Origin of the sequence: Kribbella sp. NPDC049174 (assembly GCF_043197365.1) — a bacterium.
Lineage (GTDB): Bacteria > Actinomycetota > Actinomycetes > Propionibacteriales > Kribbellaceae > Kribbella.
In genome coordinates, this window is record NZ_JBICSZ010000002.1 from 664,685 (window position 1) to 677,489 (window position 12,805).

Annotated in this window: 11 protein-coding genes; 8 read left to right on the forward strand and 3 right to left on the reverse strand. The window is 68.7% G+C overall.

The features are described from left to right. Positions 1–75 precede the first annotated feature (75 nt). Positions 76–2,703, forward strand: coding sequence for a phosphoenolpyruvate carboxylase (locus ACGFIF_RS13680; RefSeq protein ID WP_393154575.1), 2,628 nt, complete (start codon positions 76–78; stop codon positions 2,701–2,703). After that, the gene (locus ACGFIF_RS13685; protein ID WP_393154576.1) at positions 2,703–3,509 is read left to right on the forward strand and encodes a biotin--[acetyl-CoA-carboxylase] ligase; all 807 of its coding nucleotides are present in this window, start codon (positions 2,703–2,705) and stop codon (positions 3,507–3,509) included. The genes ACGFIF_RS13680 and ACGFIF_RS13685 overlap by 1 nt, the downstream gene beginning before the upstream one ends. A 100-nt stretch (positions 3,510–3,609) precedes the next feature. On the opposite strand, the gene ACGFIF_RS13690 is transcribed toward ACGFIF_RS13685, so the two are convergent. Then, positions 3,610–5,004, reverse strand: a complete 1,395-nt coding sequence (locus ACGFIF_RS13690; protein WP_393154577.1) for an OFA family MFS transporter — start codon at positions 5,002–5,004, stop codon at positions 3,610–3,612. A gap of 148 nt (positions 5,005–5,152) precedes the next feature. Between ACGFIF_RS13690 and ACGFIF_RS13695 the strand changes: the two genes are divergently transcribed. The 3 genes from ACGFIF_RS13695 to ACGFIF_RS13705 all read left to right on the forward strand — a co-directional run bounded on the left by ACGFIF_RS13695 (position 5,153) and on the right by ACGFIF_RS13705 (position 7,225). Next, positions 5,153–5,752 carry a PH domain-containing protein gene (locus ACGFIF_RS13695; RefSeq protein ID WP_393154578.1) on the forward strand — a complete coding sequence of 200 codons (600 nt, stop codon included), beginning with the start codon at positions 5,153–5,155 and terminating at the stop codon, positions 5,750–5,752. Positions 5,753–5,805: 53 nt separating this feature from the next. Beyond that, positions 5,806–6,708, forward strand: a complete 903-nt coding sequence (locus ACGFIF_RS13700; RefSeq protein WP_393154579.1) for a hypothetical protein — start codon at positions 5,806–5,808, stop codon at positions 6,706–6,708. Positions 6,709–6,802: 94 nt separating this feature from the next. After that, positions 6,803–7,225 (forward strand): protein phosphatase, encoded by a 423-nt coding sequence (locus ACGFIF_RS13705; protein WP_393154580.1) that lies wholly within the window; start codon positions 6,803–6,805, stop codon positions 7,223–7,225. Positions 7,226–7,238: 13 nt separating this feature from the next. Here the strand turns inward: ACGFIF_RS13705 and ACGFIF_RS13710 are convergent, their stop codons facing one another. Continuing rightward, complete coding sequence (locus tag ACGFIF_RS13710) at positions 7,239–7,982, reverse strand: DUF899 family protein (protein ID WP_393154581.1); 744 nt, start codon at positions 7,980–7,982, stop codon at positions 7,239–7,241. Between the two features lie 117 nt (positions 7,983–8,099). Between ACGFIF_RS13710 and ACGFIF_RS13715 the strand changes: the two genes are divergently transcribed. Both ACGFIF_RS13715 and ACGFIF_RS13720 read left to right on the forward strand, forming a co-directional pair. Further along, positions 8,100–9,041, forward strand: a complete 942-nt coding sequence (locus ACGFIF_RS13715; RefSeq protein ID WP_393154582.1) for an RNA polymerase subunit sigma-70 — start codon at positions 8,100–8,102, stop codon at positions 9,039–9,041. Between the two features lie 95 nt (positions 9,042–9,136). Continuing rightward, complete coding sequence (locus tag ACGFIF_RS13720) at positions 9,137–9,946, forward strand: SAM-dependent methyltransferase (protein ID WP_393154583.1); 810 nt, start codon at positions 9,137–9,139, stop codon at positions 9,944–9,946. Between the two features lie 211 nt (positions 9,947–10,157). On the opposite strand, the gene ACGFIF_RS13725 is transcribed toward ACGFIF_RS13720, so the two are convergent. Further along, a complete protein-coding gene (locus ACGFIF_RS13725) occupies positions 10,158–11,321 on the reverse strand; it encodes an acyl-CoA dehydrogenase family protein (RefSeq protein WP_393154584.1) in 1,164 nt (387 codons plus the stop codon). Positions 11,322–11,457: 136 nt separating this feature from the next. Between ACGFIF_RS13725 and ACGFIF_RS13730 the strand changes: the two genes are divergently transcribed. Continuing rightward, positions 11,458–12,795 (forward strand): UDP-glucose dehydrogenase family protein, encoded by a 1,338-nt coding sequence (locus tag ACGFIF_RS13730; protein WP_393154585.1) that lies wholly within the window; start codon positions 11,458–11,460, stop codon positions 12,793–12,795. Positions 12,796–12,805 lie beyond the last annotated feature (10 nt).

A 12,805-nucleotide genomic window follows, 5' to 3' on the forward strand; every position in this document is an offset into this window, starting at 1 on the left:
GATGCGGTCACGATCGGGCTTCCAGCAGGCGGACTATGCGGCGCGGGCGTGCGGCCGCCGATAGGGTGGGCGAACGTGACCGAGACCGGTAGTGAGACCCGTACCCGCGCGCGGTTCGAGGTGCCCGAAGAACTTCGGGCCGACGTGCGCCTGCTCGGCGAGATCCTCGGCAAGGTGCTGGTCGAGTACGCCGGTCAGCCGCTGCTCGACGATGTCGAGAAACTCCGCGAGCTCACCATCGCCGGCGACGGCGCCGCGGCCGAGCACCTGGTCGCCTCCTGGCCGCACGAGCGGGCCGAGGACGTCGCCCGCGCGTTCACCTGCTACTTCCACCTGACCAACCTCAGCGAGGAACTGCACCGCGCCCGGGTGCTGCGCGAGCGTGACCGGGTCGGCAACGCTCCCGTGGTGTCCGAGCTGGCCCAGGCCGTCGAGCAGATCTCGCAGGAGAGCGGTGAGCAGCAGGCCCGTGCGCTGCTGAACGGGCTGGAGTTCCGCCCGGTGCTGACCGCGCACCCGACCGAGGCCCGGCGGCGCGCCGTCCTCGCGACCATCCGCCGCATCTCGTCGTTGCTGGAGGAGCGAACCGACCCGCGGGCCGGCGACAGTGAGCTGGCCGAGAACCGGCGCCGCCTGATCGAGCAGGTCGACATCCTCTGGCGTACGTCGCAACTGCGCACCAGCCGGCCGTCTCCGCTGGACGAGGTGCGGTCCGCGATGGCCGTGTTCGAGGAGACCCTGTTCGATGTCGTCGGCAACGTTTACCGGCGGCTCGACGACGCGCTGGCCGGTGACGCGGCCGGCACCAAGCTGCCGGTGGTGGCGCCGTTCGTCCGGCTCGGTTCGTGGATCGGTGGCGACCGCGACGGCAACCCGAACGTGACCGCCGCGATCACCCGCGAGGCCATGCAGATCCAGGCCGACCACGTACTGCGTGCGCTCGAGCAGGCCACCGACGCGCTCGGCCGGGCGATGACCCTGGACGCCGCGACCACTCCGCCGTCCGCGCCGGTCCGCCGCATCCTGGAGGACGCCCGCGCGGTCAACCCGGACCTGATCGCCGACATCGAGACCCGCTCACCGTCCGAGCCACACCGCCAGCTCCTGCTCCTCGCAGCCCGCCGGCTGGCCGCGACCCGCTCCCGCGACGCCGACTTCGGCTACCCGAGGGCCTCTGACTTCCTGCACGAGCTGAAGGTGCTGCAGGACTCGCTGGTGACCGCAGGAGCGCCGCGGCAGGCGTACGGCGAGCTGCAACAGCTCATCTGGCAGGTGAACTCGTTCGGCTTCCACCTGGCCGAGCTGGAGGTCCGTCAGCACTCGTCGGTCCACACCAAGGCGCTGGAAGAGGTGCTGGGCGGCGGTGAGCTCTCCGACCAGACCGAAGAGGTGCTCGCAACCCTTCGGGTAATCGGTCAGATCCAGCAGCGCTTCGGCCCCGAGGCATGTCGGCGGTACGTCGTTTCGTTCACCCGCAACGCCGGTGACCTCGCAGCGGTCTACGAGCTGGCGGACGCCGCGATGGACGGTCGTCCGATCGAGCTGGACGTCGTACCGCTGTTCGAGACCGGCGAGGACCTGCAGAACTCGGTAGAGGTGCTGGACAACGCGATTCAGCTCACCCGGGTCCGGCACCGGCTCACCGCCAACGACAGGCGCTTCGAGGTCATGCTCGGGTACTCCGACTCCGCCAAGGACGTCGGACCGGTGTCGGCGACTCTCGCCCTGTACGACGCGCAGGCGCGGATCACAGCCTGGGCGCAGCGCAATGCGATCCGGCTGACGCTGTTCCACGGCCGTGGTGGCGCTCTGGGGCGTGGCGGTGGTCCTGCGAACCGCGCCGTACTGGCACAGGCTCCTGGGTCGGTGGCAGGGCGCTTCAAGCTCACTGAGCAGGGTGAGGCGATCCCGGCCCGCTATGGCAATGCGGCGATCGCGCAGCGGCACATCGAGCAGGTGACCGCGGCGACGTTGCTGGCGTCCACTCCGGCTGTGGAGGAGCGGGCGGCTGCGGCGGCCGAGCGGTTCGCGGTGGTGGAGAAGACCCTCGATGAGGCCGCGCGTACGGCGTACCACCGGCTGGTGAAGGCGGACGGCTTCGCGGAGTGGTTCGGCCGGGTGACGCCGCTGGAGGAGCTCGGGCAGCTGCCGCTGGGGTCGCGTCCCGCGCGCCGTGGCGTGGCGGTGTCGTCGCTGGAGGACCTCCGGGCGATCCCGTGGGTGTTCGCGTGGTCGCAGGCTCGCGTGAACGCACCTGGCTGGTACGGCCTGGGCTCGGCGCTGTCCGCGGTCGGGGACGTCGCCGTACTGCGTGACGCGAACCAGAACTGGCCGCTGTTCCAGGTGATGCTGGAGAACGCGGAGATGTCGCTGGCGAAGACCGACCGGCGCATCCTCGGCCGCTACCTGGAGCTGGGCGACCGGCCGGACCTGACCCAGCTGATGCTGGACGAGCACGCGCTGACGACCGCGTGGGTGCTCAAGGTGCTCGATCAGGACCGGCTGCTGGCCGGACGGCGGGTGCTGGGCCGTGCGGTCGAGCTGCGCAACCCGTACGTCGACGCACTCAGCTACCTGCAGTTGCGGGCGTTGCGGACCCTGCGGACGGATGACTCGCTGGACGAGGAGCAGATCGTCCGGACCCGGCGGCTGCTGTTGCTGACCGTGTCGGGTGTTGCCGCCGGCCTGCAGAACACCGGCTGATGTTCAGCGACCTGGAGCGGCCTCCACTCGACGCACGCTTCCTGCAGGGGCGACTGGTTCGTCCTGGCTCGTTGTGGACGCAGGTCGACGTACTGACCGAGACGGAGTCGACCAACGCGGTCGTAGCGGCTGCAGCGCTCGCAGGCGCCGCCGAGGGTCTGGTGGTCACCGCGGAGCACCAGTCGTCGGGTCGTGGGCGGCTGGGGCGTACGTGGACCACTCCGGCCCGGTCTGCCTTGCTGACGTCTGTTCTGCTGCGTCCGACCGCTGTGCCTGCGGCTAGGTGGCCGTGGCTGGGTCTACTGGTGCCGTTGGCGGTCGCGGCCGGCGTACGGCGAGTGGGCGAGATCCCGGCTCAGGTGAAGTGGCCGAACGACGTACTGGTCGAGGACCGCAAGCTGGCCGGCATCCTGCTCGAGCGAGTGGAGGGACCGGCTGCTGTGGTGGGGATCGGGCTCAACGTGACGCTGCGGGAGTCAGAGAAGCCACACCCTGCCGCGACCTCACTGGCGCTCGAGGACGCGGCGACGACAGACCGGGCCACCGTGCTGACCGCCGTACTGCGTGAGCTTGCCAGTCGCTACCAGACGTGGGTCGAGGCCGACGGCGATCCGTCGACGATCCTGCCGGAGTACCGCGAGCACTCTGCGACACTCGGCCGCCTGGTCCGGGTCGAACTGCCCAACGGTACCTTCCTGGAGGGCAGGGCGCGCGACCTGGACGACGACGGGCGGTTGATCGTGGACACCCCCGACGGCGTGCGACCGCTGGCCGCCGGGGATGTCACACATCTGCGGACCAGTTAGCTGGTGAAGATCTTCGCGGCCGTGATGAGCGTCTGGATGATGCCGTAGCCGAGCAGTACGGCGACCAGCAGCCACGAGATCACCAGGCGTGAGTTCTGGTTCATTTCGCCGCCTCCATCGTCGACTCGGACCGCTCGTGGAACCGGCCGGCGACCGGGCGGATCAGCAGGTTGGCGACGAAACCGACGGCCAGGACGCCGACCATCGTGAACAGCGCCGGCCGGTACGCCTCCGCCGTCAGCGTGCCCGGTTTGCCTTCCCGGTCGAGGAATCCGTTGATGATCAGCGGCCCGGCGATCCCGGCCGCCGACCACGCGGTCAGCAGCCGGCCATGGATCGCGCCCACCTGGTAGGTCCCGAAGAGATCCCGCAGGTACGCCGGTACGGTCGCGAACCCGCCGCCGTAGAAGGACAGGATCACCGCGGCCAGCAGGACGAAGATCACCGTGCTGTTGTGGCCGACGGTGGCGAGCAGGAAGTAGGCGACGATGCCGACGCCGAGGTACATCGCGTAGATGGGTTTGCGGCCGATCACGTCCGACGTACTGGACCAGCCGAACCGGCCGGCCATGTTGAAGATCGACAGCAGGCCGACGAACCCGGCAGCCGCGGCGACCGCGACCGAGGACTTGCCGTCACCGCCGCGGAAGAAGTCCTGGATCATCGGGCTGGCCTGCTCGAGGATGCCGATCCCGGCGGTGACGTTGCAGAACAGGACCACCCACAGGCACCAGAACTGCGGGGTCTTGATCGCGTTCGCGGCCGACACGCTGTTCGTGGTGACGAGGGCCTTCTGCTTGACCGTGGCCGGGTCGAAACCGGGCGGCCGCCAGTCGTCGGCGGGCACCCGGATGTTGAACACCCCGAACATCATGATCACGAAGTAGCCGATGCCCAGGGTGAGGAACAACGCCACCAGCGCCCCGCCGCCGGCCACCGACGCGCTGTTGCCCGGGTCGTAGTTGTCGTCGTACAGGCTGAGCAGCTGACGCGAGAGCGGACTGGCGACGAGTGCGCCGCCGCCGAAGCCCATGATCGCCAGGCCGGTGGCGAGACCGGGCCGGTCCGGGAACCACTTGATCAGGGTGGAGACCGGGGAGATGTAGCCGATGCCGAGGCCGATCCCGCCGATGAAGCCGTAGCCCAGGTAGACGATCCACAGCTGGCCGGCACCGATGCCGAGGGCACCGATCAGGAACCCGGTGGCCCAGAAACAGGCCGACACGAACATCGCCTTGCGCGGGCCGTTGCGTTCCACCCAGGTGCCGCCGATCGCGGCGGACAGGCCCAGCATCACGATCGCGATGCTGAAGATCAGCCCGATCGCGGTCTGACTGGTGTCGAAATGCTTCACCAGCGACGTCTTGTAGACGCTCGTCGCGTACGCCTGGCCGATGCACAGGTGGACGGCGAGCGCGGCCGGCGGGATCAGCCAGCGGCTGTACCCCGGCGGAGCGACGGTGTGCTCCCGATCGAGTACCGACAAGATGGCCATCACGGCTCCTTCGTCAAAGCCCCCCCAGTTGTGACCCCTCGCGCATACTGGCGCACTGTATGCATTTTGTGAAGAGTTAAACCACTCTGTGGAAGCGCGCTCGTGTCGGGACGGGACAAGCGAACCCGGGAACTGTGACACTGGGGACATGGCGATCTCGGCGAAGTTGTTGGGTGAGGACGAGTACGTCGTCGTCAGCACCCGGACGCACTGGAAGGCGTTGATCTTCCCGGTGTTCGTGCTGCTCGTAGTGGCGGGGGCCGGTGGTTTCCTGGCCGCGATCGTGCCGGCCGGCAGCCTGCAGACGCCGGCCCGGATCGCGATCCTCGCGGTCGGTGTGGTGGTACTGGCGACGTTCGCGGCCAAGCCGTTCCTGAACTGGTTCTTCTCCACCTACACGCTGACCAACCGCCGCCTGATCACCCGGCACGGCATCCTCACCCGGACCGGCCGGGACATCCCGCTGATGCGGATCAACGACGTCTCCTACGAGCACGGCCTGATGGATCGGATCCTGCGCTGCGGCACCCTGCACATCGAGTCCGCCGGCGAACGCGGCCAGGTGATCCTGCCCGACGTCCCGCACGTGGAACACGTCCACCTGCAGATGTCCGACCTGCTCTTCGGCGGCCCCGAGGGCAAACCCGGCGACGGCATCCTCGACGACGAGGAACCTCCGACCCACATGCGCCGCCGTCCCCAGCCCGAGCCGGACTCCGAGACCCTCTTCAGCTCAGACGACAAATAACCAACGCCCGCCTTCGGTCATCTATCCAGATAGAGACCAAGGGATGGTGCGGGATGAACAAGGCGATCGGTACGACGGCAGCGGCTCTGCTCGTGGCAGGCAGCCTGCTGGTACCTGGTACGGCGACAGCCGCGGAGTCGGCGAACTGCGTGCTGGGCGTGGGGGCGGTGACGGCCGGCGGCGACCACCGGGCACAGACGGTGATCGCGACTGCGCCGCCGACAGCGACCAGCTACCTCCTCGCGCGGAACGTGTACGCCGACGGGTTGGCGAAGGTGAGCAGCTCGGCGGGTGTCCTGGACGACGGGTACGGCGGTGTCAGCGTCCACGGGTACGTCATCCTTGGCGATGCGCTGTACATGACCGGCTACCACGCGGCGAACGGCCAGATCGACTCCACCGGCTCGACGACCCAGCGGATCGGCGGCGGCTGGGGGAGCTTCGTCGCACTCGAGGAAGCCGAGTTCCAGGGCCCGACCGAGGCCGGCATCTCGCGGTGGAACACGTACGGACTCCGCAACGACGGCACGCTGTTCCGCTGGACCGTCGACACCAAGGGCGTCTGGCGGAACCGGGTGTCCGCGCCGGGGTTCGCCGCGGTGAAGTCGATGGCGCTGATCAGCAAGAGCAAGACCTACGACACCTTCCTGGCCAACACCCGGGGCGGTGCGCTCTACACCATCCACATCCCGACGACCGCCCCGATGAAGCCGGTGGTGAAGCTCGTCCGCCGCTCGACCTGGCAGGGCTTCGAGGCGATGCTCGCCCAGAACTGCGGCAACGGCACCGTGCTGGTCGGCATCGACAAGGACACCCAGTCCGGCTACCTCTACGCCGTCGGCCGGGCCAACGGCCTGTCCACCGTCATCCAGGGCCTCGGCAAGATCCCGATGACCTTCACCGACCCCACCTACTTCCGCTGGAAGGACCCCGGCTCCCCGCTCACCGGTGAGTGAGCTGGGGCTTTCCGCAGCTGAAGTCTGCGGAAAACCGCATACTCGTCCACTCTCCAGCACTGTTTACTGCTGGAGAGTGGAACGGAGAAACGCTGTGGAGCAATGGGATTCGAAGACACCTGGTGTGTTGCGGCTGCCGTCAGGCCGGTTGGTTCGCGGTCGTGGTCTGCGCAACGGACTCCCACCAGGCCAGACGCCGACCTTCGGCGTCTACCTGCTGGGCAAGAAGCCGGATCCGGTCAGCTGGGACGCCCGCTGGATCCACTGGCCGGACTTCCGGCTTCCCTCCGACCGGGCCGGCACCCGGACGATCTTGGCGGAGGCGCTGGACCGACTGGACCGCGACCGGGTCGAGTTCGCGTGCGGGGGCGGCAATGGCCGGACCGGTACGGCCCTGGCATGTCTGGCAATCCTGGACGGCGTACCGGCGGACGAAGCGGTGGCGTTCGTCCGCGCCAACTACGACCGCCACGCCGTCGAAACCCCCTGGCAGAAGCGCTATGTCCGCAACTACTGAGAGCGGGACGGCCTCATCCGCAGCAGTGTCCGCGCGGTGCGCCAGCGTCGAGCGGTACGGCGCCCGGCCTGGTCCACTGCGGGACGGGGCGTCCGTCCTTCTTCCACCAGGTGCCGGTCCGATCCTGCGGCCAGCCCTCCGGCGAGTCCTCCCAGACTTCCTGCCGGCCGTAGACCGTCAGATCAAGCAGGTGGGCCTGCACCATGGTCGCTTCGACGCCGCGCGCGATCGTCTCGTTGGTGAGGAAAACCCGATCGCCGTCGCGCAGGTAGCAGGCGATGTAGCCCGGTTCGTCGATGAGCCCGGCGCCGACGCCGCGATCGTCGACCCCGACCATCGAGTACCACGGCACCGTGTAGCCCATGAACTCCCGGAACGGCGCGATCTCCTCCCACGGCCCCTCGCAGAAGACCGCGAAGGACACGCCGCGATGGTTCAGGTAGCTGACGTCGTGCACATCGAAGATGCTCGCCGTGCAGCCCTCACACTGGCCTTCGATCCCCGCGCCGAGGTGCCACATGTGCTTGTACGCGATGAGTTGGTCGCGGCCGTCGAACACGTCCAGGAACGAGACCGGCCCGTCCTGGCCGACCAGCGTGGCCGAGGCGTCGACCTCGGTCATCGGCAGCCGGCGCCGGGCCGCCGCGATCGCGTCGCCCTCCCGGGTGTGGGCCTTCTCCCGGGCGAGGAGGGCCCGGCGTTCCCGGCTCCAGGTCTCACGGTCGACGATCGGCGGCGATGCGGACGCTTCGGTCATGGGGTTCTCCTCGTCGGTCTGGCGAGCACAAGCTCAGTGGGTGTTATGAATATCGACGAGCAACCCGGCGAACCGTCATCGCACTTTCTTGATCGCACCCCGGGAGGACCTGAACGCATGGCGAGCAGCGCGGACGAGGTGTGGTTCCGGGACGCGTTCGAGGAGCACCGGCGCCCGTTGCACGCGCACTGCTACCGGCTCGCCGGGAACGTCGCCGACGCGGACGACCTGGTCCAGGAGACCTTCCTGCGCGGCTGGCGCTCACGGGCGCAGTACGAGGGGAGGGCATCGATCCGGACCTGGCTCTACCGGATCGCCACCAATGTCTACCTCGATCACCGCAAGGCCGCGGCGCGACGGACCGTACCGGTCGGCGACCCGATGGAGTGGTGCACCGACATCGGTCCCTATCCCGACGCGCTGCTGGGCGAGGACCCGCCATCAGAACTGGTGGCGCGGGAGACCGTCGAGCTCGCGCTGATCGCCGCGCTGATGTACCTGCCGCCACGGCAGCGGGCGGCGTTCGTCCTGCGTGACGTCTCCGGCTGGACACCGGCCGAGATCGCCGACGGTCTCGGCCTCGCGGTGCCAGCGGTGAACAGCCTGATCCAGCGTGCCCGGAAGACTCTCCGTCGCTGTGCGCCAGGTGACTCCCGAGAGTGGCGCCGACCGGTGCTGACCAGCGAGGACGAGGACGTCTTGCGTCGCTACGCCGCGGCTGCGGATCCCGCCAGCTTCCGGGAGTTGCTGGCCGAAGACGTGCGCATCACCATGCCGCCGGACCCACCGGTCATCGGGAGAGACGCAGCGGCCGAGTTCCTGGGCAGGCCTCTGGATTGGCGCACGTTCCCGTCGGCTGCCAACGGCCGGCCTGCCCTGATCTGCTACCTCCGTCGTCCCGGCAGCGATCAGTACGACGCGATGGTCGTCGACGTCCTCAGGATCGAGAACGGCAGGATCGTGGCAAGCAACGCCTTCGTCGGAGCCCACCACGTCACCGCCTTCGGCCTGCCCAAAACCCTCAACTCTCCGCAGGTAGAACGGCGGTGTTTCTTGTAATGTCACAGTTGCCGTTTTGGTAGCCACTCTGTGCGATGCCTGCTGCGCTCCGCCTGGCGTCGCGCGCCATTTCAATAACTGAGGAGCTCGCGCCTATGCCCGAAGACGTCATCCCTCTGATCCGAACCGATATTCCACACTCGGCGCGGATCTGGAACTACTGGATGGGCGGTAAGGACAACTTTGAGATCGACCGTGTCGCCGGCGACGCCGGCACGGAGGTCGATCCGGACATCGTGACGATGGCTGTGCAGTCTCGGCGGTTCCTGGTTCGTGCTGTGACCCACCTGGCCGCCGAGGCCGGTATCCGCCAGTTCCTGGACATCGGAACGGGCCTGCCAACGATGCAGAACACCCATGAGGTCGCCCAGAGCGTGGCACTGGATTCGAAGATCGTCTACGTCGACAACGACCCGATGGTCCTGACGCACGCCCGCGCGTTGTTGACCAACACCACGCCCGAGGGCGTGACCACCTACATCGACTGCGACTACCACCAGCCCGAGCAGATCGTCGCCGACGCCCGTAACGTGCTGAACTTCCATGAGCCGATCGGCGTCATGTTCATGGGCGTGCTGGGCCACGCCCACACGTACGACGACATGCGCAGGATCGTTTCCACGGTGATGGATGCGGTCCCTTCGGGCAGCTACCTCACTCTGTGGGATGGCACCACCGACAGCCAGGCTTACGTAACGCTTTGCGAGAACTACGCCAAGTCCGGCGGTACTCCCTACGTGCCTCGTCCGAAGGAGCAGATCCACGCGGTCTTCGAAGGCCTGGAGCTGGTGCCGCCTGGCTTCGTACCGATCACTCAGTGGTGGGCAGAGGGCACTGACGACGAGGCCGGCGAGAGCGAAACAAGACCGATCTCCGCCTACGGCGCCGTCGGCCGAAAGCCGTAACCAGGCCCGGTGACCATGCGCTCCCGTTGCGCCGACCGACGCACCGGGAGCGCATGACTTCTCGGCACCGGCGTTGACCAGCCGGGCTCCACAGCTCGCGGACGAAGCCGGCCGGCGTTCCTGGAGTCGGGCACCTCAGCCAACTCGTTCCATGTCACCGACCGATGCGCGTGAGGAGGCCTGAAAGGCTCTCTGACCCGCGGAAACGGCGTCAGCTGAGGCCCTTCAGGAGTTGGCGGGCCATGACGATGCGCTGGACCTGGTTGGTGCCTTCGTAGATCTGGGTGATCTTGGCGTCGCGCATCATCCGCTCGACCGGGTAGTCGTGGGTGTAGCCGTAGCCGCCGAGGAGCTGGACGGCGTCGGTGGTGACGGCCATCGCGACATCGGAGGCGAAGCACTTGGCGGCGGCGCCGAAGTAGGTCAAGTCGGCGTCACCACGCTCCGACCGAGCGGCGGCGGCGTACGTGAGCTGCCGGGCCGCCTCGATCTTCATGCCCATGTCGGCGAGCATGAACTGCAGGCCCTGGAACTCGGCGATCGGCTTGCCGAACTGCTTGCGCTCCTGCACGTACCCGAGCGCGTAGTCGAGGGCGCCCTGGGCGATCCCGAGCGCCTGCGCGGCGATCGTCACCCGGGTGTGGTCCAGCGTCGCCATCGCGGTGCCGAAGCCGGTGCCGGGGTCGCCGATCAGCCGGGACACCGGGATCCGGACGTTGTCGAGGTACACCTCGCGGGTCGGCGAGCCCTTGATGCCGAGCTTCTTCTCCGGCGCGCCGAACGAGACGCCCTCGTCGGACTTCTCCACCACGAACGCGCTGATCCCCTTCGAGCGCGCGTCCGGGTCGGTCACCGCGAAGACGGTGTAGTAGTCGCTGACGCCGGCGTTGGTGATCCACCGCTTCACGCCGTTCAGGACGTAGCTGTCGCCGTCGAGCACCGCCCGCGTCTTCATCGAGGCGGCGTCCGAGCCGGCCTCGGGCTCCGACAGGCAGTACGAGAACATCGCGTCACCCGCGGCCACCGGCGGCAGGTACCGCTGCTTGACCTCGTCCGAGGCGGACAGCAGCAGCGGCAGCGAGCCGAGCTTGTTCACGGCCGGGATCAGCGAGGTCGAGGCGCAGGCCCGGGCGACCTCCTCGATCACGATCACCGTCGCGAGCGCGTCCGCCCCGGCGCCGCCGTACTCCTCCGGGATGTGCGGGGCGTGGAAGTCGGACGCCTTCAGCGCGTCGTACGACGCCTTCGGGAACTCGGCCAGCTCGTCCACGTCACCGGCGTGCGGGGCGACCTTGGCGTCGCAGACGTCGCGAACCGCCGCCCGGATCGCCTGGTGCTCCTCGGACAGCGCGTACAGGTCGAAAGAGTTACTCACGAGTCGCACTGTACGACGCGAGGCCCGCGAAACGGCACCCGTCGGACGCCGAAAGTGACCAACAGCGCACGCGGCGGAGGACCGGTGGACATGAGCCGGTCACCGGCTGATAACCGCGGTGGGTAGAGTCCCGGGCATGAGTGAAGCGACCTCCCGCCCCCTGCGGATCGCCGTGATCGGTACCAGCTACCTCGGCGCGAACACCGCCGCGGGGATGGCCGAGTTCGGTTTCGACGTGATCGGAGTCGAGATCGACGAGCACCGGCTGAAGCTGCTGAACGACGGCAAGGCGCCGCTGTACGAACCCGGGCTGGACCCACTGCTGAAGAAGCATGTCGACTCCGGCCGGCTGCGGTTCACCAAGGACTATCGCGAGATCGCGGACTGGGCCGACGTGCACTTCATCGCGGTCGGCACCCCCCAGCTCGAGGGCAGCGACGCGGCCGACCTGTCCCAGGTCAACTCGGTCGTCGACATGCTCGCGCCGCTGCTCACCCGCCCGACCCTGATCGTCGGCCGGTCCACCGTCCCGGTCGGTACGTCGATGCTCGTCGAGGCCCGGTTCCACGCCGAGGCCCCGGCCGGTACGGCGGTCGAGGTCGCCTGGCAGCCCGAGTTCCTCCGCGAGGCGCACGGCGTGGAGGACACGCTGCACCCGGACCGGCTCGTGTTCGGCGTCCAGTCGGAGACCGCGGAGGCTCGGCTGCGCGAGGTGTTCGCCACCCCGATCGCCGAGGGGACGCCGGTGGTCGTCTGCAACCGGCCCACCGCCGAGCTGGTGAAGGGCGGTGCGAACGCCTTCCTGGCCACGAAGATCTCGTTCATCAACGCGCTCGCCGAGATGGCCGACGCGACCGGTGCCGACGTCACCCAGCTGGCGGACGCGCTGGGGTACGACAAGCGGATCGGCCGCGGCATGCTGAACGCGGGTCCCGGGTACGGCGGCGGCTGCCTGCCCAAGGATCTGCGCGCCTTCATGGCCCGGGCCGGTGAGCTCGGGGTCGAGGAGGTGATCACGCTGCTGCGCGAGGTGGACGACATCAACCACCACCGCCGGGCCCGGATCGTCGACCTGGCCCACGAGGTGCTCGGCGCGGAGTGGGTCGGCCGGAACGTGACCGTCCTCGGTGCCGCGTTCAAGGCCGGTACCGACGATGTCCGCGACTCGCCCGCCCTCGACGTGGCCGGCCGGATCCAGCTGCACGGCGCGAACGTCACCGTCTTCGACCCGGAGGCGATGGAGAACGCCCGCAAGGTCCGGCCGACGCTGCGGTACGCCGGCTCTGCCGTCGAGGCCTGCGAGGGCGCGCACGTCGTACTGCACCTGACCGAGTGGCCCGAGTTCCGCCAGCTCGACCCGGTGGCGCTGAAGGACGTCGTCGCCATCCCCGCGCTCATCGACGCCCGGCTGCTGCTGGACGCGGCCGTGTGGCGTGCCGCGGGCTGGACCTACCGAGCGCCCGGAAAGCCCTAGGTACCGGAAG

Excerpts from the sequence above, each read along its gene's own strand:
- ACGFIF_RS13715 (WP_393154582.1), top strand. The coding sequence starts at position 8,100 with ATGGCGAGCAGCGCGGACGAGGTGTGGTTCCGGGACGCGTTCGAGGAG.
- ACGFIF_RS13700 (WP_393154579.1), top strand. The coding sequence starts at position 5,806 with ATGAACAAGGCGATCGGTACGACGGCAGCGGCTCTGCTCGTGGCAGGC.
- ACGFIF_RS13685 (WP_393154576.1), top strand. The coding sequence starts at position 2,703 with ATGTTCAGCGACCTGGAGCGGCCTCCACTCGACGCACGCTTCCTGCAG.
- ACGFIF_RS13710 (WP_393154581.1), bottom strand. The coding sequence starts at position 7,982 with ATGACCGAAGCGTCCGCATCGCCGCCGATCGTCGACCGTGAGACCTGG.
- ACGFIF_RS13720 (WP_393154583.1), top strand. The coding sequence starts at position 9,137 with ATGCCCGAAGACGTCATCCCTCTGATCCGAACCGATATTCCACACTCG.
- ACGFIF_RS13730 (WP_393154585.1), top strand. The coding sequence starts at position 11,458 with ATGAGTGAAGCGACCTCCCGCCCCCTGCGGATCGCCGTGATCGGTACC.
- ACGFIF_RS13690 (WP_393154577.1), bottom strand. The coding sequence starts at position 5,004 with ATGGCCATCTTGTCGGTACTCGATCGGGAGCACACCGTCGCTCCGCCG.
- ACGFIF_RS13695 (WP_393154578.1), top strand. The coding sequence starts at position 5,153 with ATGGCGATCTCGGCGAAGTTGTTGGGTGAGGACGAGTACGTCGTCGTC.